18 protein-coding genes are annotated in these 19443 nt (G+C 61.9%); 6 read left to right on the forward strand and 12 right to left on the reverse strand.

Features of this window, described 5'->3' with window-relative positions; all coding sequences use genetic code 11:
* Nucleotides 1-17: 17 nt before the first annotated feature.
* Nucleotides 18-1586 (reverse strand): heme peroxidase family protein, encoded by a 1569-nt coding sequence (locus KQ933_RS09040; protein ID WP_253958296.1) that lies wholly within the window; start codon nucleotides 1584-1586, stop codon nucleotides 18-20.
* Between the two features lie 497 nt (nucleotides 1587-2083).
* Between KQ933_RS09040 and KQ933_RS09045 the strand changes: the two genes are divergently transcribed.
* The gene (locus tag KQ933_RS09045) at nucleotides 2084-2467 is read left to right on the forward strand and encodes a DUF4440 domain-containing protein (RefSeq protein ID WP_216758455.1); all 384 of its coding nucleotides are present in this window, start codon (nucleotides 2084-2086) and stop codon (nucleotides 2465-2467) included.
* A 74-nt stretch (nucleotides 2468-2541) separates the two neighbouring features.
* On the opposite strand, the gene KQ933_RS09050 is transcribed toward KQ933_RS09045, so the two are convergent.
* Nucleotides 2542-4362 carry a methyl-accepting chemotaxis protein gene (locus tag KQ933_RS09050; RefSeq protein ID WP_216758456.1) on the reverse strand — a complete coding sequence of 607 codons (1821 nt, stop codon included), beginning with the start codon at nucleotides 4360-4362 and terminating at the stop codon, nucleotides 2542-2544.
* Nucleotides 4363-4661: 299 nt separating this feature from the next.
* On the opposite strand from KQ933_RS09050, the gene KQ933_RS09055 reads away from it, so the two are divergent.
* On the forward strand, nucleotides 4662-5048 hold the full coding sequence (locus tag KQ933_RS09055; RefSeq protein ID WP_216758457.1) for an acyl-CoA thioesterase: 387 nt from the start codon (nucleotides 4662-4664) through the stop codon (nucleotides 5046-5048).
* 4 nt (nucleotides 5049-5052) lie between these two features.
* Nucleotides 5053-5637, forward strand: coding sequence for a hypothetical protein (locus KQ933_RS09060; RefSeq protein WP_216758855.1), 585 nt, complete (start codon nucleotides 5053-5055; stop codon nucleotides 5635-5637).
* Between the two features lie 51 nt (nucleotides 5638-5688).
* Here KQ933_RS09060 and KQ933_RS09065 read toward each other — a convergent pair whose 3' ends face one another.
* The 7 genes from KQ933_RS09065 to KQ933_RS09095 form a co-directional block, all read right to left on the reverse strand.
* Nucleotides 5689-6861: a DUF1501 domain-containing protein gene (locus tag KQ933_RS09065; RefSeq protein WP_216758458.1), complete on the reverse strand. Its 1173-nt coding sequence runs from the start codon at nucleotides 6859-6861 to the stop codon at nucleotides 5689-5691.
* A gap of 40 nt (nucleotides 6862-6901) precedes the next feature.
* On the reverse strand, nucleotides 6902-8431 hold the full coding sequence (locus KQ933_RS09070; protein ID WP_216758459.1) for a DUF1800 family protein: 1530 nt from the start codon (nucleotides 8429-8431) through the stop codon (nucleotides 6902-6904).
* A 205-nt stretch (nucleotides 8432-8636) separates the two neighbouring features.
* The gene (locus KQ933_RS09075; RefSeq protein ID WP_216758460.1) at nucleotides 8637-9839 is read right to left on the reverse strand and encodes a diguanylate cyclase; all 1203 of its coding nucleotides are present in this window, start codon (nucleotides 9837-9839) and stop codon (nucleotides 8637-8639) included.
* Between the two features lie 156 nt (nucleotides 9840-9995).
* Complete coding sequence (locus KQ933_RS09080) at nucleotides 9996-11234, reverse strand: endonuclease/exonuclease/phosphatase family protein (protein WP_216758461.1); 1239 nt, start codon at nucleotides 11232-11234, stop codon at nucleotides 9996-9998.
* 234 nt (nucleotides 11235-11468) lie between these two features.
* A complete protein-coding gene (locus tag KQ933_RS09085; protein WP_216758462.1) occupies nucleotides 11469-12722 on the reverse strand; it encodes an MFS transporter in 1254 nt (417 codons plus the stop codon).
* 338 nt (nucleotides 12723-13060) lie between these two features.
* On the reverse strand, nucleotides 13061-13345 hold the full coding sequence (locus tag KQ933_RS09090) for a hypothetical protein (protein WP_216758463.1): 285 nt from the start codon (nucleotides 13343-13345) through the stop codon (nucleotides 13061-13063).
* Nucleotides 13345-14127 carry a thioredoxin family protein gene (locus KQ933_RS09095; RefSeq protein ID WP_216758464.1) on the reverse strand — a complete coding sequence of 261 codons (783 nt, stop codon included), beginning with the start codon at nucleotides 14125-14127 and terminating at the stop codon, nucleotides 13345-13347. The genes KQ933_RS09090 and KQ933_RS09095 overlap by 1 nt, the downstream gene beginning before the upstream one ends.
* 117 nt (nucleotides 14128-14244) lie before the next feature.
* Between KQ933_RS09095 and KQ933_RS09100 the strand changes: the two genes are divergently transcribed.
* Nucleotides 14245-15465, forward strand: coding sequence for a helix-turn-helix domain-containing protein (locus KQ933_RS09100; RefSeq protein ID WP_216758465.1), 1221 nt, complete (start codon nucleotides 14245-14247; stop codon nucleotides 15463-15465).
* Between the two features lie 32 nt (nucleotides 15466-15497).
* Entirely contained in the window at nucleotides 15498-16130 is a 633-nt protein-coding gene (locus KQ933_RS09105; RefSeq protein WP_216758466.1) for a PQQ-binding-like beta-propeller repeat protein, read from the forward strand.
* Nucleotides 16131-16256: 126 nt separating this feature from the next.
* Here KQ933_RS09105 and KQ933_RS09110 read toward each other — a convergent pair whose 3' ends face one another.
* The 3 genes from KQ933_RS09110 to KQ933_RS09120 all read right to left on the reverse strand — a co-directional run bounded on the left by KQ933_RS09110 (nucleotide 16257) and on the right by KQ933_RS09120 (nucleotide 18575).
* On the reverse strand, nucleotides 16257-17060 hold the full coding sequence (locus tag KQ933_RS09110; RefSeq protein ID WP_216758467.1) for a class I SAM-dependent methyltransferase: 804 nt from the start codon (nucleotides 17058-17060) through the stop codon (nucleotides 16257-16259).
* Between the two features lie 88 nt (nucleotides 17061-17148).
* Entirely contained in the window at nucleotides 17149-17601 is a 453-nt protein-coding gene (locus KQ933_RS09115; RefSeq protein ID WP_253958297.1) for a TspO/MBR family protein, read from the reverse strand.
* A gap of 68 nt (nucleotides 17602-17669) precedes the next feature.
* A complete protein-coding gene (locus tag KQ933_RS09120; protein WP_216758468.1) occupies nucleotides 17670-18575 on the reverse strand; it encodes an AraC family transcriptional regulator in 906 nt (301 codons plus the stop codon).
* A gap of 92 nt (nucleotides 18576-18667) precedes the next feature.
* On the opposite strand from KQ933_RS09120, the gene KQ933_RS09125 reads away from it, so the two are divergent.
* Entirely contained in the window at nucleotides 18668-19405 is a 738-nt protein-coding gene (locus KQ933_RS09125; RefSeq protein ID WP_216758469.1) for an SDR family oxidoreductase, read from the forward strand.
* The last annotated feature ends 38 nt before the right edge of the window (nucleotides 19406-19443 follow it).

Here is a 19443-nt window from a genome sequence, read left to right on the forward strand (position 1 = left end):
CCAGTGATGTAAAGAGCCTAGCGGTTCGTGAAATTGATCAGATCGGCCATGGTAAAATGCCCTGCCTCCCTGCCCGGCAGGGTCGGCCGCCACTTCGGCCATTGCGCCAGGAAGGAATGCCGATCCTCTCGGATGAGGCCGGCGATCACTTCGGCAATGATCGTGCCGCCGACTGGCCCCAGATGCTGGCTATCCGCCGCGATCTCCGCTTCGCGAAGTATATAGAACCAAAGCGGCGCATTGCCCTGGAAGATGCCGGGATGCTGCCTCAGCACCTTGCCGCGAGCAGCCTTCACATCGGCATCCTCGTTGTCGAAAAGCTCTTCATCCGACAGCGCCTCCATTTCCATATGGCGCGCAACCGCCTGCCCTGAGGGCAGACCGAGACGCCAGCCGCGCAAGAGGTTCAGCGCAGCAAGCGCTCTGCGGATCTTGATTGGCTCTTGCTGGTGATCGGGCAGGCTCGTCAGCGGATCGACCAGCAGCGTATCGATCTTGTAGGAAGGCTGCGGCAGTACGGCCCCCGCAGGCGCCGGGCCATCCGGCGTGACTCCATCGAAGAAGAAGGACCAGTCGATCGCCCAGAATCCGGGCAGTTCACGGAAACCGTTCAAATTCGCCAGGGGATTCTCGGCCACATCCATCAGCGAGAAGATCGGGATACGATTGAACTTCGCCTTCTTGCCGTTGAACGGTTGTTCGGTGGGATTGGGCGCCACCACAATCCTGTTCAGCGAGTAGCTGGGCCGCACCATCGAATGGCCGTAGCGATAGGCGGCGACCGAAAACTCCACCGGGATGAAGGCGTAACGCCCCTGCGGATTATAGAAGCGGATCACGGGCTTTTCGCCCTTGCCGACAATGACCCGCTTATAGGTGTCCCTGCCGATGATGCGCGGCAGGAAATCGTGCAGCACGATCCACTGATAATGCCAGCGCACCGTCTGCTGACAGAGCTCGAAATCACGGGTGCCGAGCGTATCGACGACCTTGTTATGAAATCGCAGAAAAGTCGTATGGAGCTGCGAGACGATCACGTTCTCATCATTGCGCTTGTCGCCGAGGAGCGCACGGCGGATCTTCGCCGTGTTTCGCGGCAGGTCGGGGCGCTTCTTGCGACCCTGGTCGAAATCCTTGTCGTCGCCGACCAGCAGATGCAGCTCGTCCGGTTCATAGAGAAAGGGCTGATCCGCCGGTCCGGATCCATAGACAGAATCCAGGTCTAGACGGGGCGTACGGAAATCCTGAAGCGCATTGGGGTCGTTGAAACGATCGAGCGAGGAAGCCGGATCGAAAGTGATGTCGTGATCGAGAAACTGGCCGAAATAGGTGAAGCCGGCTGGTATCGTCGGGTTCTCATCCTCAGATTCTCTCTCGTTGAGTGCCACGTCGACAGGCTTATTTTTCTCGATCTTGTCGGCGAACTCCCCCTGAAACATCGTCTTGGCAAGATCGGTGAGCGCATCCTCGGTATAGGCGGCGGACGGCAGGTTGCGGAACATGCGCCCGAACCTCTGGTCGCGGACGCTGGACTGCGCGACATTATCCATGCCCCTCACGGGCGAACCATGCTTGCTTTGAGCCATTTCGGCCTCCCTCGGTTACAAAGCTGGAATGCGATGGCGAAAACCCTGTTTTCGTATGCACGTCGGCAGCGAGGTAATTGGGCGTAGCGGCTGGATGCAGATCTCCGCAGCCGGTGAACAGTCGCTCGCCGGGCCTAAAACGTGGAAATTGGACAACGGCCACAACAACGGGCCGTGACGATGATCTCGGATCTCAGTGAATGCGGAAAGGTGTGTTGGCTTCTATGTCGGTAGCAGTCGCTGCCTTGATATCTCGCCCCTCAATACAACCTGAATTAAGCATATTAGCATGTTCTTTGCAATGACATTCTCCTTATACTTGAATATCCGACTCGTGATTAATCAAATCTGCTGACTGTTTCTTGGAAAATCTTCGACCATGACACCGGGATTCTGTCCCGGCTGCCAGGCCTGAATTGCCACTTGCCGACAACCTGTTGCCCTGATCTCATTGGCTCTCTGGGCTGGTTGCCAATTCTGAAAAGGCACGCCAAGCGATGCACGTCACAGAGACTACTTTCGAAGACATCCGAGCGCTCGAAGAAGCGCTGCATCGTCCTGAAATACGCCGTTCCAGGCAAGCACTCGAAGCGCTCCTGGCCGATGGCTTTCTCGAATTCGGCGCCTCCGGAAGAGTCTATCGCCGCGATGTCATGATCGAGTTGCTGCTGCAGGAGGAAGGTAGCGCCGATGATAGCGAGCTTCATTCGGACGATTATGCGCTCACACCGATCTCAACCGATGCGGTGCTGCTGACCTACCGCACATGGCGCAGGCAAGCTTACGGCGCCGAACGGCATGTGCTGCGCAGCTCAATCTGGAAGCATGACAGGCAACGCTGGCAGATACTTTTCCATCAAGGCACGCCGAGAAGGGCCTAGCTGAAAATCCCAGAAAGATAAAAGAGGCCGCGGCATCGTCTGCCGCGGCCCTGACATCAAACCAATCCTGCCCCTTAAGCAGCCCGCCCGTATCGCGCACCCTGCCCCGTATCACCCCGCAGCCGGAACTTCGACAGCAGCGACCGCAGCTGCTGGCTCTCTTCCGCGAGCGTCTGGCTGGCCGCCGTCGTCTCCTCGACCATGGCGGCGTTCTGCTGGGTCATCTGGTCCATGTGGTTGACCGAGGTGTTGATCTCGTGAAGGCCCGTCGCCTGTTCGCGGGCAGCCGTCGCGATGGAATCGACATGGGCGTTGACGCGGTTGACCAGCGCCTCGATCTCGACCAGCGCATCGCCGGTCGAACGCACCAGCGCCACGCCGCCTTCGACCTCGGATGCCGAGCTCGAAATCAGCGTCTTGATCTCCTTCGCCGCATTCGCCGAACGCTGCGCCAACTCGCGCACTTCCTGCGCCACGACAGCAAAACCGCGACCGGCTTCACCGGCACGTGCCGCTTCCACACCGGCGTTCAGTGCCAGGAGGTTGGTCTGGAAGGCGATCTCGTCGATGACGCCGATGATCTGGTTGATGCGGCTCGAACTATCCTCGATGCGGCTCATGGCCAAAACGGCGTTTCGGACGATCTCGCCGGATTTGCCGGCACTGGTCTTCGTTTCCGCCACCATGGTACGCGCCTCGTTGGCGCGCTCGGAGGCGGTGCGAACCGTCGCGGTGATCTCGTCGAGAGCGGCGGCCGTCTCTTCCAGCGCAGCCGCTTGCTGCTCGGTGCGCTTGGAGAGGTTGTTGGTCGCTTCGCTGATATCCCGGGCGCTGTCGTTGACGATATGGCTCGATTCGGCAATCGCATTGATGACGCTGTTCAATGCATCCACGGCGGCGTTGAAGTCGGAGCGGAGCTTCGCATAATCCTGGCCGATATCGTCGATCGCAACCGTCAGGTCGCCGGCCGCAAGCCGTTCCAGTCCGGCGCCAAGCGCCATCATCGCCGCAGTCTGGCGTTCTGAGGAGGAGCGCAGGCTCTCCTCGTTGCCGCGCCGCTCGCCTTCGATCTCGCGCTGGCGCTCGTCCTCGCGCACCCGCAGCTCCGCGCGCTCGGCAACGGAATCGCGCAGTACGATCAGCGATTTCGCCATCTGGCCGATTTCGTCGCGACGGTCGGCATCGGATATCTGAACGCTCGCATCCTCATCGGCAATCGCGTTCATCGCCGCCTTCAGCCGGGCAATCGGCGAGGTCACGCTGCGCACGATGGCATAGGCGATGGCGAGCGTGGCGATGGCGCCGAGCAGGCAGAGCACCGCAGCCCATATCGCATTCTGGCGATAAAGCGCGGCAAGGTCGTCTGCATAGACGCCGGTGCCGACGATCCAGCCCCAGGGCGCAAAACCGGCCACATGCGAATATTTCAGCACCGGCTGATCGGCGCCCGGCTTCGGCCAGTAGTAATCGACGAAGCCCTGCCCGCTCGCCTTCACCGTATTGACGAATTCGATGAACAGGAACTTGCCGTTCGGGTCCTTGTTCTGGCTGAGGTCCGTGCCGTTCAACTCCGGCTTGACCGGATGCATCACCATGGTCGGATGCATGTCGTTGATCCAGAAATAGCCGGTGCCGCCGCCGTAGCGCATGGAGGCAATCACGTCCTTGGCGGCAGACTGCGCCTGTTCGCGGGTCATCGTGCCCGCCTGCTCCAGCTTGTAATATTTGTCGAAGATGGCAAGCGCCGTCGCATCCATCTGCGCCAGACCGGCTTTGCGCTCGGCTTCCAGCTCCCGATAGGAAAAATTGAGGAAGAAGATCATCGTCGCGGCAAGCACGGCGAGCGCGAAAGCGACGAGGCTGTAGAGGCGGGTTGAAATCCTGATGTTGCGCATGGGGTTCCGGCGGTTCTCATGTGTGACAATTATCAAATACTGATGTGAGCCGCTTACCGGACGGTAAAGCTTGATTAGAATGTGATGAAATAACGCTACGTGAGGCAATCGGGCGCAGCCCTTATCCTCAGATCAAACAATTGAATTTTAACAGAATTTCAACAGTTGAGAATCTTGCGCAGGCAGCGGATATTTTTCGCCTGACACACCGGGACCGCCTGTCTCGCAGGCCTTCGCATCACTTGGGCTTTGCATTACGGTGAGTCCAGATGAATCACCGGCCAGATGAGGAGCCCTTGATGACCGATGCCGCCAAGCCGACAGGCGAACTCACCTTGCGTACGCTGGCCATGCCGGGCGATGCCAATCCCGCTGGCGATATTTTCGGCGGCTGGGTCATGGCGCAGATGGACCTGGCAAGCGGCATCCGCGCCGCCGAGCGCGCCAGAGGCCGCGTGGTAACGGCGGCGGTAAAGGAAATGGCCTTCGAACTGCCGGTCAAGATCGGCGATACGCTATCCATCTATACGCATGTGGAGCGCGTCGGCCGCACCTCGATCACGTTGCGGGTGGAAGCCTGGGCGCATCGCTCGCGCTATAACGAGCAGGAAAAGGTCACCGCCGGCACCTTCATCATGGTGGCGCTGGACGAGGACGGCAAACCCAAGGTGGTCCCGCAGGATTGACATGATGCAGGCGGCGGCGACACCGGAGGTTTATGTCTACATCCGCACTGTCATGTCGATGGTGATCGGCCTCTCGCTCGCCCGTTTGCTCACCGGCCTCGGCGGCATCGTCCAGACGCCCGGCAAGCACCGCGTCTACTGGGTGCATCTCGGCTGGGTCGCCTCGATGTTCCTGTTCATCATTCATTTCTGGTGGTGGGAATATCGCCTTCAGTCGCTCGCCGTCATCTCCTTCGGCGTCTACCTGTTTCTCATCAGCTTCTGCTGCCTGTTCTTCTTCCTCTGCGTGCTGATCTTCCCGACGACGCTGGAGGATTACGGCGGCTACGAGGAATATTTCATCTCGCGGCGCCGCTGGTTTTTCGGCATGCTGGCGGTGACCTATGTGGTGGATTTTCTGGATACGCTTTTGAAGGGCAAGGCGTATCTGGCGGCGCTCGGATGGGAATATCCGGTGAGGAATGCCGTCTATATCGTGCTGTGTGTCGTTGCGGCCTGGACGGCGAACCGGCGGTTTCATGCGGTGTTCGTCGGCGCCGGCCTGCTCTACCAGATCACCTGGATCTTCAGGCTTTACGATTTGATCTGAAGCCTCTCTCCTCCTGTGCCATTGTGCTGAGATGAGGGAGGTGAGGATGCCTCAAGCCCGCAAGAACTGCGACCCCTTGTCGAAACTCAATCCCGGAAAAATCTTCCCCGTCAGATCCTCGGCCGACACATCGAACTGCCGGTAGAGCATCGCCGCCGCCAGTTCCCGCACATCCGCCGTCGGCATCAGATCCCGATCATCGAGCAGCGCACCATCCACAATCCCCGGCCATCTGCCGAGAATCCTCCCGCCGTCGATCGCCCCACCCGCCAGCACTGCGCAGCCGCCCGTGCCATGATCCGTCCCGGCGGAACCATTCTCCCGCACGGTGCGACCGAATTCCGTCATGGCAAGCACCACCGTCTTCGCCCAGAGATCGGCTCCCATCGTCGCCTTCAGCGTGGTGATCGCTTGCGCCAGATCCTGCACCGGCCGCTTGAACTGGCCGAACTGGCCGACATGCGTATCCCAGCCGGTGATCGAGAAGCTGGCGATGCGGTAATCGCCCTTCAGCATATTGCCGGCTAGCGCTGCGACATCGGTGATCTTCTCGCCGCGCTGACCGGATGGTTCTGCCATCATGGAGGCGCTGTTGGCGCGCATCGCCTCATCCATCGCCTTGGCAAAGGCCGGGTCGGCGGCATAGAGCCGCATCAGGAACTGCATCTCGTCCTTGGCCGGCCCGAGATTGGAGTCCGAGGCCCAGACATCGACATTGTTCGGCCCGGTCAGGATCAACTCGGTCGATGTATTGACATCGATCGCCTTGCGCGCATCCGAGCGCGGGATGACGGCGAGCGCCCGGTTCAGCCAGCCGGTCTTTTCCTCGGCCACATGTTCGCCGCCGGATTCCAGCATGTCCTGCCCGTCGAAATGGCTGCGCTGATCGCGATAGGGCGTGGAGACGGCATGGACGAACGCAAGCTCTTTGGCCTTCCACAGTGGCATGAGATCGGCCGCTGCCGGGTTTAGCCCGAAATGCCCGTCGAGATCGATAAGCCCCTTGTCCGGCGTTAGCGCCAGCGTGGGCCTCAGCGCCGCAAAACCGGCATCGCCATAGGGCTGTACCAGATCGAGCCCGTCCATCGCCCCGCGCAGCACGATCGTCACGAAACGGTTGTCGCCGGGCATCGCCGCGAAGGTCACCGGCGTGAAGATGGGGGCTGCGGCAAGGCAGCAGGCGGAAGCGAGAAAACCGCGGCGGGAAAGCGTGAACTCTGTCATGACCGGCTCCTAAAGCAATTCCAGCAAAAGCGTTTTGCGTCTATCGACGGTTGAATTCGGGGGAAGCGAGAACCAGCGTCAGGCCGCTCACCCTGTTCGGTGCCTGCGAGACGACGCGGATCGTCTCATCGCGGGCGGCATCTGCCAGCGTCGCCTTCAGGAACTCACGCGGATCGACATCCCTGCCGAACTGGGCGCTGGCGCGTCTGGCCCAGGCAAGCCGCTCCGAGAGCTGGCTTGCGGTAATCCAGGCTGAAAAGCTCTCCTCGAAGCCGGCCGGGCTCGGCGGCAGCCATGTGGGCTGGCCCATGCGGCGAAGAGCCCCCTGCCCGAGCGCGCGTGCCATCTGGAAGGCCTTGCGGCGCTTGATGCGCGCCTCGTCATCAGGGCTCGGCGGCGCCTCCATCATCGCCTGCCCGTCAGGCGCCCCATCCTGCTTCTTCGGCTGCATTGCCATCATCTCGTCGCTATCGGCATCGTCCTCCTGATAGGCCTGCATGAAGGCTGCGACATCGCCGGTGCCCGATCCGCCGTTCAGCGCCCTCAAGCCGGTAACGATATAGTCGAAAGGCTGGCGCGCCTTGGCGCCTTCGTTCGCCCAGGCGGCAGGATGATCGAGCATGGTGCGATAGACGGCGGAGAGCTCGCCATCCGTCTTCTTCCACGCCTCGCTCATGGCCGCGATCATCTCTTGCGGCGGCTGGTCGGAGATGAAATGCACTGCGAGCTTGCGGCTGATATGCTCCGCCGTCTTCGGATGGGCTGCGAGATCGTCGAGCATGGCAAGGTAATCCTTGCGCGTGCGCTTCGCCCCGCCATAGCTGACCCCAAGCACCTCGTGTTTTCCGGGCTCGGAAATCTGCGGCCGGAAGGCGGTCTCCATTTCCTGCGGGTCGATTGTCAGCCCGGTCAGCACCATGGCCGCCGATCGCACATCAGCCTGCGTATAGCCGCTGCCGGCGCCGAGGGTGTGCAGTTCCAGAAGCTCGCGGCCGAGATTTTCGTTCAGCCCCTTGTTGCGCCGCATGCCGCCCTTCGAATCCGGCCCCAGCGACTGCGCCTGGTCAAGATAGATCAGCATCGACGGATGCTCGGTGGCGCTGCGCAGCAGCGTCGAAAACTTGCCGCCCATATAGGGACGGATCGCCTCGGCCTCATAGAGCGGCACGATCAGCCGCATCGGCAGGCTCTTGGCGGCACTCGTGGAGAAATGATTGGTCCAGAACGTCGCTAGCCGCTCGTTGAAACCATCGGGCGAAAGCACGGATTGCATTAGCCGCGCATTGGCATCCATCTGGAAGAGCACCTGCGCCCGGCGCTGAAGAAGCCGCCGCTGCTGCCGCCGGGCAAGATCGTCGCCATCGGCTTGCCGGATCTGCTTAAGCCTCTCCTGCAGATCGAGGATCTGCGTATGCCGCGCCTCGATGCCGCCGACGGGAAAGCTCGGCACGATATCGGCGCCGCGCGTCACCTGCCCGATCAGATCATCCTTCGTCTGCGGCGGGCTCTCGCCTGGCCGCAACCCGTAACCGAAACGGATCGCCGCCATCGTCGGAAAAGACAGGCTCATGACCGTTCACCTCCTCATCACCAGATAGTGACAAGGTCTCAGCCAATTGCGACGGCAATCTGCAGGAATTGCGGCAATTTTCCGACATGGACGATTTGTAATATATTGAAATCGTTGGGATTGGCCCTGTCGCCGACACTGCATCGGCAGCGGCGGATTCGTCAATTGCACCATGGGGCCGGGTCGAAGACCAGCCGATATCGCCTCAGCAGTCGTGTCTTTCCGATGCGCGATAAAGACGCGGCCCGGACATGTCGCTGGGTGGTTCGCCCTCGACCATCACCTTGTTGCGCCCGGCCTCCTTGGCCCCATAGAGCGCCTTGTCGGCCCGGGCGATTTGCTCGTAGAGGGAATGATCGGCGGGATTGGCGCCGGCAACGCCGAAGCTTGCGGTGATCACGCCGTCGGACCCGATCGGCATGCCGTCGGACCCGATCGCCTTGCGGTCGATCGCCGCAAAGGCAAGCCGCGCCCGGTTGGCGAAATCGGCACCCGCCACCAGCGGCGTTTCAGGCAGGAAGATCACGAATTCCTCGCCGCCGAAACGCGCCGCAAAACCGCCTTCCGGCAACCGCACCTGCAATATCCTAGCAAAGGCGCGGATCACCTCGTCGCCGGCGCCATGACCGAACGTATCGTTCACCCATTTGAAATTGTCGATGTCGCAGATGATGGCGGCGCCCTGCACCCGGCCGCGCTCACGGACCATACGATCGAAACCGCGTCGGTTGAGCATGCCGGTCAGCGGATCGCGCTCGGCGGAATCGCGGTGCGCCGTGATGGTATCGAAGGTGGCTGCCGCAAGTGCCGCGAGCGCAAACATCAGCGCCAGGATGGATGCCGAGGCCTGCATATAGAAGGCATATTGCGACGAGATGAAGTCATCGTGGCCGCCATAGGACGGGATGATGAACACGAAAACGATATTGCGGATAACTGTATCGGCAACCACAAGGCCGGAGACCGCCAGGAGCACCTTGTCCGCCGCATGGCGCATGCGCCGCAGGCTGGTGGCGATCGCAAAAGCGAGCAGCGCCGCGCAGCCGAGATCATCCAGCAGAAATTCCACCGGAATGCTCTTGAGGACCAGAGCGGCATAGAGGATCCCCGCGTAGATCGCCCCTGCAAAGCCGAGACGCTGCGCCAGCCAGGACGGCCGCCCGAAGCGGGCGAGCAGCGCGCCCGAATAGAAAATGAATGAGATCAGGAACAGCGCGTCGGCGATCAGCGATGCGGTGCGCTCGGCAACCAGGCTGTCGATCAGCGGAACGGAAAAAGCGGCCGCGGCAAAGAGATAACCCGGCCCCCACAACCTGGCTTCCCGCGACCCGAAACGGCTCACGATCAGGAAGGTGCAGCCGAAAATCAGCATCATGACCGGCAGCAGGAAGGCGAAATTACTATCCATGAACCCTCGCGGCGGGACGCGATACAGAACCGGCGCATGGAGGACGTTAGACCGGACGGGTTAAGAAAGACCTATGCGGGAATTTCTGCCAGGGCCGGAACGGGACGACGCCGATGCATCCGTCCCGAGCGTCCAAGGCGGATGGTGTTTTCCCCCTCACGGGATGACCGGTTCGTCGTTCTTCAGCTTGTCGAGATAGCCTGCGGCAAAATCGATATTCAATTCCACGAAAAGCGGGAAATGATCGCTGATCTGGTAGGTGCGCCATTCCTCGTAGAAGGCCTGCAGCTTCGGCTCATCGGTCTTCAGGACCGTCTGCTCGGCGATGAAGGCCCTCTGCTTGGTGATCTTCCTCTGTGCGGTCGCTATTCTTTCAGGCGTGGCGCCTGGTTTGTCTGCGGCCCTCTGCTGACGAGCGATCTCTTCTTCGGCGGCTGCGATCTTGCTGTCGATGGAGGCGATCACGGCATCGCGGTGAAGCTTCAAATCGTCCTTCCGGAAAACGGACTCGAACACGTTCAGCACACCATGCTCCTTGCCGCTGCCAGGATTGGCGAGGCTCACCTCACCCGCCTCCGGCATGAAGGAAATCTGGTCATAGAACTTCGTCTGGGTGGAGTTGCTGCCTATATTATTCTTGAAGACCTGAAAGCCGTGTCTATCCAGTGCATCGAAGGTCGGCGCATCGAAAGCGTCAATATTGAAATCGCCGACGAGGATATGTGCGGTCGTCTTGTCCTCCTTGGCACGATCGGCGACGAATTTTGCAACCGCATCGATTTCATTCACGCGCCTTTTGAACTCCGGCGCCGTCAGTTTGTCCTTGCCGTAATAGATGTGGACGGTCGCGAAATTGAACTTGAACCAGCCCGACTGGAAACTGCAGGAAAAAGGCGTTCGGGCAAATTGTCTCGCCTTGGTCACGTCGGAAATCTGCTGCTCGAAAGGCAGCACCAGTTCACCGGCAACCCCGGTGAAATGAACCTTGTTCTTGTTGTAGATGAAGCCCAGTCGCTCCTTGTTGCCGGATTCCCCCAGCGTAACATCGGTCATGATGTAATCATATTCCGGACCGACCGTTTCCATCAGCCGCTCGAAGGGCGCCATATCTTCGCAAATCTCCTGTACCGCGATGATATCGAAGGCCGAAACCACCTCTGCGAGATAGAAGAAACTCTCATCGAGCCGCGGGCCGTTGCCGAAGCGGTTGTCATCGAAATTGCGGATGTTCCATGTGCCCAGCAGCAAGGTCTGTCCGGCAGTCCGGATCGGCATGGCGGCAGCGATCTGCGCCTTGAGCAGTTTCAATCCGTCGATCGTCTGATCTCGCAACGCCTTCCGTTTGTCTGCCGGATAACGTCGAAATGCGTAACGCAATTTCCAGTAAGCAACCATTTCCCCCTCCCCAAGTTTGCAAGTTAAAGTTTTAACCGCAGTCCCAAAAAAGAAAAGCGAAATAACCGTCATAATTGCAGGAATGAAAAGAGGAGGCCGCGCACGACAGCGCCGCGGGGTCTTTTAAGACGCGCAAAGGACGCTGTAACACTTTGCGGTTCTGCATAATTTTGCCCTTAAATGGATTCCGATTTAAGGAATTATGCAGCAGGCGCGGCCCCTATCGAGAAGAAGTCAGGCGCGATGAATCGCTCCACTGGGCGCTTCAGCCTCCTCCGTGCCGAAGAGCACATCCTTCTTCTCGTACCCGAGGCCCGACAGTACCGCGACCGCGATGGCGACGACGACGGCTACGATGACCAACGCGGCCGCGTAGTCACCGTTCCAATGGGCGGCGAGACCTGCCTGCATCGTCGCATTGCCGGACGCAAGCAGATTGCCGAGCTGGTAGGCAAAGCCCGGAAATGTGCCGCGTACCTCGTCGGGAGAAAGCTCGTTGAGATGCACGGGCACGATGCCCCAAGCACCCTGCACGAAAAACTGCATCAGGAAGGCGCCGATCGCAAGCAGCACCGCCCCCGGCGCATAGGCCCAGAGCGGTGCCACGGGTACGGCGATCAGTGCGGCGATGACGATCGCCCGCTTGCGGCCGATGCGCTGCGAGAGCGCCCCGAAGAACAGCCCGCCTGCTATCGCGCCGATATTGTAGACGATGGCGATCGCGCCGACCGTATAGCTCGAATAATTGCGCTGCGTTTCCAGGAAGGTCGGGTAGATATCCTGCGTGCCGTGGCTGAAGAAATTGAAGGCGGTCATCAGGAGCACCGCCCAGATGAAGAGCGGAATGTTTTCGCGCAGCACGGCGAGGAACGGCCGGCGCCCCTGCCGCTGGCGTTTCACGAAGACCGGGCTCTCCTGAACATTGCGGCGGATATAGAACACGAGCAGCGCCGGAGCCACGCCGACGAAGAACATGCCGCGCCAGCCGATCACAGGAAAGAGCAGGAAGAACAGCAGCGAAGCCAGCAGATAACCCGAGGGGTACCCCGCCTGCAGAATGCCCGAGACGATGCCACGGCTTTCCTCTGGCACGGTCTCCATCACGAGCGAGGCGCCGACACCCCACTCGCCGCCCATGGCGATGCCATAGAGCGCGCGCAGCACCAGGAACATGGTGAGTCCGGTGGAAAAGCCGGTCAGGAAATCGAAGAGCGAATAGAGCAGCACATCCACCATCAGCGTGATACGCCGCCCGTAACGGTCCGCCGCAAGCCCGAAGATCAGGGCGCCGAGCGCCCGCATGGCAAGGGTGAGGAAGATCGCAATGGACACCGCGGGAACGTCGGTATGGAACTCTTCGGCTATATATTTGAGAACGAAGACGAGAATGAAGAAATCGAAGGCGTCGAGCGTCCAGCCGAGATAGCTGGCGATAACGGCGTTGCGCTGCTGCGGCGTGAGCGCTCGCAGGCTTGCCAGTGCGGACATATGCATTTCCTCCGTCCGAAAGCGGCGGCGAGGCGGGCAACTCCGGATGCCGTCAGAAGGGGTGTCAGGGTGGGCTTGCTGTCGGTTGACAGCGGTGCGGAAACGTCAGTGTTGCTGACTGGGTTCCATCACATCGGCGCGATTGGGGGGATGCCATCGGGAAAAGGGTTTTCGTCGGGCGTTTGCACACCTGCCCCTCACCCAACCCTCTAGAGGGGACGTGCCATACGGCGCCTTCGGGCGTGCGAAGACGACGCAGCATTTCCCCTTCTCCCCGGCGGGAAGGTGGCCCGAAGGGCCGGATGAGGGGGCTACCACCTCTGCGGCAGCGTCTCTGTTCACCGCCGAAAACCTCCCTCGCCGCCCATCCACCTCAGCCACGGCCCGACATGGAACAGGCTCATCAGCAGATACATTGGCACCATGCCGCTGAACACCGACGCCCCATGCATCGACATGCCGCTCATCGAGCAGATCATGTCGGCCGCCGGATCGCCGGCGGAAAGTGCCGCCATGGCGGCAAAGGTCGGTGCCGCCGCAAGGGACAGACCCCGCGCAATGCCCGATGGCAGGTGGGAACCGGCAGAACTGCCGGCCCCTGGTGTAGATGCTGACGGGCGCATCAGGCTGCCTCGTAGCGATCGTGGTGGCGCCACCAGACGCCCTCCTCGTTGCGGCCGAACGGAGCGCGGTCGAGCCACTGGTACATGCCCCAGACGCCATCCAGCCCGCGGGCGTAGGAGGAGTAGGTGTGGTAGATATCACCGTCCCGCATCACGAAGGCGCTGAGACCTGGTCTCTCGCGGGCGAAGGTGTTGATGTCGGTGCCGGTCATCGAGGCGATCAGGTCGGCCGGGCTCTGTTCGGCACTCGGTTCCTGCTTCTGCAGCACGGCGGGGACAGGCGGTTCGCGGCGGAAGTTATATTCGATGCCGCCGCTTTGCTGTTCCTCCGGCGTGAACCAGACATTGAAGTCACGGTTGAAATCACTTGACGATGACGAGGCCCAGTCGAAGGTCCAGCCCATGCGGCGCTTGAACGCCAGAAGCTTCTCCAGCGGCGCGCGGGAAACGGCGCTGAAGGCGACATCGTGGTTTTCCAGATGCACGGTCACACCGTTGAAACCATCGGCGATCGACGAGCAGGACGGGCAGCCCGCCGTATAATCCGGGCCGAACATGAAATGGTAGACGAGAAGCTGCGAACGGCCCTTGAAGAGTGCCGAAAGCGGCTTGACGCCCTTTTCCGTCTCCAGCCTGTATTCCTTCTCGATCTTCACCCAGGGCAGGTCCTGGCGCTTGGCGGCGATCTCGTCGCTGCGGCGCGTCAGCGCCTTCTCTTCTTCCAGGAGTGCCAGCCGCGCCTGCAGCCATTCCGCCCGTGTTCCGGTCTTGTGCGTCATCATGGTTCTTCTCCTCACTTGCGTTGATACGTGTGTGACGGCGGGCCGTTGCCTGCCGATGGGGAATAAACTAGGTCTGGATGCCCAAGGGGTGGGAGTTACAAGTGTGACGGGATTCCGATGGACTCGCTGATAACAGCTGCCGCACAGGCTCTCGCCGTGGGCGATGCGCTGGGCGCGATGAAGCGGGTGGCGCTGCGCGACGACCCGCCGGCGCTTGCCCTGCGCGGCATTGCCATGGCCCAGCTCGGCGATCTCACCCGCGCCAAGATGCTCCTGAAAAGCGCTGCCCGCGCCTTCGGCCCGCGGGAAGCGGTGGCGCGTGCCCGCTGCATCGTCGCCGAAGCCGAGATCGCCCTGGTCTCGCGCGATCTGACCTGGCCGGAAAAGGCGCTGGAGGCGGCCCGCGCCACGCTCGAAAAGCGTGGCGACCGCGTCAACGCAGCCCACGCCCGCAACCTGCAGGTCCGCCGTCTGCTCTTGATCGGCCGTCTGGACGCGGCCGAAAGGCTGCTGGCCGATCTCGACCCCTCGCCGCTGCCGCCGGCCGCCCGCGCCGGCCATGAGCTCGCCGCAGCCGGCGTGGCGATCCGCCGGCTGCGCACGGAACCGGCGCGCGCCGCGCTGGCAAGGGCAGCACAGGCAGCATTAAAGGCCGATATCCCCGCGCTCGCCGTCGAGGTGCGGGATGCGGCAAGAGTTCTGGAAGCGCCCGCCGCCCGGCTGATCGATGGCGGCACGGAGCACCTGCTGCAGCTTCAGGAGGTCGAGGCCCTGCTTGCCTCCGATACGCTCGTCATCGATGCCTGCCGCAATGTCGTGCGCGCAGGTGCCCAGATCGTGCCGCTGGCGAGCCGCCAGGTGCTATTCACGCTCGCCCGCGCGCTTGCCGAAGCGGCACCTTCGGATGTCTCCCGCTCGGCTCTGCTTGCTCGCGCCTTCCGCGCCCGCCATGCCGATGAATCGCATCGGGCGCGGCTGCGCGTCGAGATCGGCCGGCTGCGCGCCGCCCTTGCCGGTCTTGCTGAAATCAAGGCGACAAGCCACGGTTTTACGCTTCAGCCGCACGGTGGGAGAAAAGTCGTCGTCCTCGCACCTCCGGTCGAGGAAGAGCACGCCTTCCTGCTGGCGCTGCTCGCCGACGGAGAATCCTGGTCCAGCACGGCGCTGGCGATTGCGCTCAGCCTCAGCCCGCGCACGGTGCAGCGGGCGCTCGATGCGCTCGGAGCGGCCGGCAAGGTGCAGTATTTCGGCAATGGCAGGGCGCGGCGCTGGATGATGCCGCCGGTCGTCGACTTCCCGACAACATTGTTACTCCCGGGGCCGCTGCCGAGCGAATAGCATCATTGGTGTGAGAGAGAGGATGGAGCACCATGAAGACATCACAGGCAGAGATCATCAGGGAATACGGCCCCTTCGAGGGCAGTCGCAATATCGGCGGCGTCACCTATGACGGCAACCGGGTGTGGTTTGCCGCCGGCGAAAACCTTCGGGCGCTGGACCCCGAAAGCGGCGCCGAACTCACCACCATCGACGTCGCCGCCCATGCCGGCACCGCCTTTGACGGGCGCTACATCTTCCAGATCGCCGAAGACAAGATCCGCAAGATCGACCCCGAGACCGGCACCGTCGTCGCCACCATCCCTGCCCCCGGTAAGGGGGCCGATTCCGGCATGGCCTGGTGCGAGGGCAGCCTCTGGGTCGGCCAGTACCGCGACAACTGCATTCACGAGATCGACCCGGAGACCGGCAAGATCCTGCGCACGATCGAATCCAAGCGCCATGTGACGGGTGTGACCTGGGTGGATGGCGAGCTGTGGCACGCCACCTGGCAGGACGACAAGAGCGACATCAGGCGCGTCGACCCCAGGACGGGTGACGTTCTGGAGCGGCTTGACATGCCCGAGGGCACCGGCGTTTCCGGGCTGGAATCCGATGGAGCCGATATCTTCTATGCCGGCGGCGGCGGCAGCGGCAAGGTACGGGCGATCCGCCGGCCGAGGTGAGGCTGGGGATCGATGTCGCTCCTCAAGCGCAGCGCTGGCGTGAGCGCACAGGATCAGGGAGCAAGGGTGCCCACGGCACACCCTCGCCTCCCTAACCTCCTGATATCGATCGCACCCAGATCAACCTCACGCCGCCACCCTGCCCCGGCAAGCCCACGCGACCGACGCAAACGACCGAGGCCCGTCCGGCTCTCCGGCCTCATAGGCCTCCCTGACCGCGGTATCGACCCTGGTGCGGGTATAGGCATCCAGCCCCGCCACATATTTGCCGAGCGGGCCTTCACCGGCGGCGATGGGCGCCCAGAAGTCGTCGAAGGAACTGTAATCCATGCGGATCGTCAGCGACGTCTCCTCGATATCGGCGAGACCGTTTTCGACGAAGCTCGCCTTCATCTCCCCCGGCCGCATCATCGGCTGGAAAGAATAGCGATGGCGCATCGCCCGCGCGCTGGCGTCGATCATGGCGACCGTATCGCACACCATGCGCATGCCGGACATGCCGCCATAATGATCCCAGACGGCGGCGGCGACCACGCCGCCCGGCCGCACGACGCGGCGCATCTCGGCCACCGCCTTGCCGGCCTCGGGCACGAAATGCAGCACGAGCAGCGACAGCGCCCGGTCGAAGCTGTCATCCTCGAAGGGCAGCGCGCAGGCATCGGCCTGTTGAATGGTGATGCGCGGGTCCGTGTTGCCTTGGGTGACCGCCTCCACGAAAACGGGCGAAAAATCGATGGCCGTGATCGATTTGAGACCGGGCCTTTCCGCCAGAGCGAAAGTGAGGCTTCCCGTGCCGCAGCCGACATCGAGAACGCTTTCCCCATCCGCAAGCCCGGCGAAATCGATGAACCCGGGCGCGAGCCGCTTGCTCCAGCGCCCCATCAGCCGTTCGTAACCATCGGCACTTTCGACATTGAAACTCGACGCCATCGCAGCCTCCCCCGAAAGCGACATATAAACGGGACATGCCCACCTTTATTTTTAGGGCTCGTGGGCACTGCGGCAAGCGGCAGGAACCCTAATTCAACGCGACGACAGCCGCATTGAGAACAGTGGCGTATGCCACCCACAAGCCGTAGGGAACAAACAGCACCGATGCCAGCCGATCGCGTCGCCACGACAATCCGATGAAGACTGTTATCAGCACCAGCAGGGCGATGATGATGACAAGGCCGAGTGCGGGAAACTGCAGGCCGAAAAAGGCCGGCGACCAGGCAAAGTTCAAGACGAGCTGGGCGATCCAGATGATCATGACAGGTGAATTCCTGCTGTGCTCGAAGGTCCGCGCGCCGGCGATGCCAACAAGGATATAGAGGATCGTCCAGGCCGGACCGAACAGCCAGCCCGGCGGCGTGAACCAGGGCTTGGCAAGAGAATCATACCATTCGCCCGGCTGGTTCATGAGGCCGATGAGAAGCCCGCCGCCGAGCGCCAACAGGATGAAAACAAGATAATGATCGAACCGGTGCACCGGAACCCTCCGCTTCAGTGATGAAGTGAAGTGGTGCCCGGTGACCCGCCGTCAAGGGAGCCGGCAGATCAGCCCGCGTCCTGCCAGTAGCGTTTCGGTGCACGGCCGAAAACGCGCTTGAACGCATTGCCGAAGGCACTTTCGGAGGAATAGCCGAGGCTGGCGGCAAGGCTTGCCACATTCGCTTCCTTGCGACGCAGCGCCTCGCGGGCGCGGTGCATGCGCCAGCGCGTGACATAATCGAGCGGTGCGACGCCGACCAGTGTCCGGAAGCGCTCGGCAAAGGCGGAGCGCGACATGCCGGTGCGGCCTGCAAGCTCATTCACCGTCCAGCGATGGCCGGGCTCGTTGTGAACAAGGCTGATCGCTTTGCCGATATGCGGATTGCCAAGCGCGCCGATCCATCCGGCATTCTCGGGGCCAACGCGGGAGACATAGGCGCGCAGCGCTTGCACCAGGAGAATATCGCCCATGCGCCTCGTCATCAGCGTGGAGCCCATCTCGCCCGCCCCGAGTTCATCGTCGAGGGTGGCGAGCGTGGCGCGGAGGATGCCGGCGGCGCGATCACTTGCCGGAATATGGATGAAGGGCGGCAGCGCATCGATGAGCAGCTGCGCATTGCCGCCGGCAATGACGAAACTGCCGCCGATCAGCGCCGTCTCGTCGCCGCCGTGCCGGGCGATATTGGAATGCTCCCAATCGAAGAAGGCGATGCCATCTTCAGGTTCGCTCTGCAGATCATTGGCGATCACGTAGGCGGGCGCATTGGCAAGCAGGAACGTATCGCCGGCTGTCAGCGCAAAGGGCGGCTCGCCGGGCAGGATGATCCAGCATGCGCCCTTGAGAACCGCCACGAACTTCAGCGCCGGCTTTGGCGGAAAGCGGAAGGCCCACTGCCCGCCGACCTCGAAACGCGTGCAGCGGGCGCTCTCGATATCAACGAGCGAAAACACATCGGACAGGGGATCGATCATGGTTTCTGGACGATCTCGACGAAATGACGGAGCCTGCAGCATAGATTCTCCATTCCGTCGCTGCAATCCTTTGGGTAACAAAGGAGAACGAGATGTCACCGATCAAGGACAAGATCATCGCCATCACCGGTGCCAGCAGCGGCATCGGCGAAGCGTCCGCACTGCTGCTGGCCGAGCGCGGCGCGAAGATCGTGCTCGGCGCAAGGCGTACCGAGAAGCTGCAGGCGTTGGCGCGGCGCATCAAAGAGCAAGGCGGCGAAGCGATCTTCCACACCGTCGACGTGAAGAAACGCGCCGATCTGGAAGCGCTCGTCGCACTCGCCCGCGACACCTATGGAAAGCTCGACGTGCTGATCAACAATGCCGGCATCGGCCCGATTTCGCCGATGGACGAATTGCGCGTCGAGGATTGGGAGGAGATGATCGACGTCAATATCAAGGGGCCGCTCTATGGCATTGCCGCTGCCCTGCCCGTCTTCCGCCGCCAGGGTTTCGGCCATTTCGTCAATACCCTGTCGACCGCGGGCATCACCATCAAGCCGACCATGGCCGTCTATGCCGGCACCAAGAACGCCATGCGCACCATCGCCGAGGGCCTGCGCCAGGAGGCCGGCCCGAACCTGCGCGTGACCAATATCTCGCCGGGTTTCATCCGCACGAACTTTGCGGACTCCCTGACCAGCCCCGCCGTGAAGGCTGGCATCACCAGGAGCATGGAGGAGATGGCGATTACGCCAGATGCAATCGCCCGCGCTATCGCCTTCGCGATCGAGCAGCCCGCCGATGTCGATGTCGGCGATATCGTCATCCGGCCGACGGCACAGGGGTGAAGGACGCCCTCAAGAAGACGACAGCCCACCCTCCGCCA

Source organism: Rhizobium sp. WYJ-E13, assembly GCF_018987265.1.
Taxonomy (GTDB): domain Bacteria; phylum Pseudomonadota; class Alphaproteobacteria; order Rhizobiales; family Rhizobiaceae; genus Rhizobium.

Bases quoted from the DNA above. Each gene is read 5' to 3' on its own strand.
- KQ933_RS09040 (WP_253958296.1), bottom strand. From the start codon at position 1,586: ATGGCTCAAAGCAAGCATGGTTCGCCCGTGAGGGGCATGGATAATGTC.
- KQ933_RS09045 (WP_216758455.1), top strand. From the start codon at position 2,084: ATGCACGTCACAGAGACTACTTTCGAAGACATCCGAGCGCTCGAAGAA.
- KQ933_RS09050 (WP_216758456.1), bottom strand. From the start codon at position 4,362: ATGCGCAACATCAGGATTTCAACCCGCCTCTACAGCCTCGTCGCTTTC.
- KQ933_RS09055 (WP_216758457.1), top strand. From the start codon at position 4,662: ATGACCGATGCCGCCAAGCCGACAGGCGAACTCACCTTGCGTACGCTG.
- KQ933_RS09060 (WP_216758855.1), top strand. From the start codon at position 5,053: ATGCAGGCGGCGGCGACACCGGAGGTTTATGTCTACATCCGCACTGTC.
- KQ933_RS09065 (WP_216758458.1), bottom strand. From the start codon at position 6,861: ATGACAGAGTTCACGCTTTCCCGCCGCGGTTTTCTCGCTTCCGCCTGC.
- KQ933_RS09070 (WP_216758459.1), bottom strand. From the start codon at position 8,431: ATGAGCCTGTCTTTTCCGACGATGGCGGCGATCCGTTTCGGTTACGGG.
- KQ933_RS09075 (WP_216758460.1), bottom strand. From the start codon at position 9,839: ATGGATAGTAATTTCGCCTTCCTGCTGCCGGTCATGATGCTGATTTTC.
- KQ933_RS09080 (WP_216758461.1), bottom strand. From the start codon at position 11,234: ATGGTTGCTTACTGGAAATTGCGTTACGCATTTCGACGTTATCCGGCA.
- KQ933_RS09085 (WP_216758462.1), bottom strand. From the start codon at position 12,722: ATGTCCGCACTGGCAAGCCTGCGAGCGCTCACGCCGCAGCAGCGCAAC.
- KQ933_RS09090 (WP_216758463.1), bottom strand. From the start codon at position 13,345: ATGCGCCCGTCAGCATCTACACCAGGGGCCGGCAGTTCTGCCGGTTCC.
- KQ933_RS09095 (WP_216758464.1), bottom strand. From the start codon at position 14,127: ATGATGACGCACAAGACCGGAACACGGGCGGAATGGCTGCAGGCGCGG.
- KQ933_RS09100 (WP_216758465.1), top strand. From the start codon at position 14,245: ATGGACTCGCTGATAACAGCTGCCGCACAGGCTCTCGCCGTGGGCGAT.
- KQ933_RS09105 (WP_216758466.1), top strand. From the start codon at position 15,498: ATGAAGACATCACAGGCAGAGATCATCAGGGAATACGGCCCCTTCGAG.
- KQ933_RS09110 (WP_216758467.1), bottom strand. From the start codon at position 17,060: ATGGCGTCGAGTTTCAATGTCGAAAGTGCCGATGGTTACGAACGGCTG.
- KQ933_RS09120 (WP_216758468.1), bottom strand. From the start codon at position 18,575: ATGATCGATCCCCTGTCCGATGTGTTTTCGCTCGTTGATATCGAGAGC.
- KQ933_RS09125 (WP_216758469.1), top strand. From the start codon at position 18,668: ATGTCACCGATCAAGGACAAGATCATCGCCATCACCGGTGCCAGCAGC.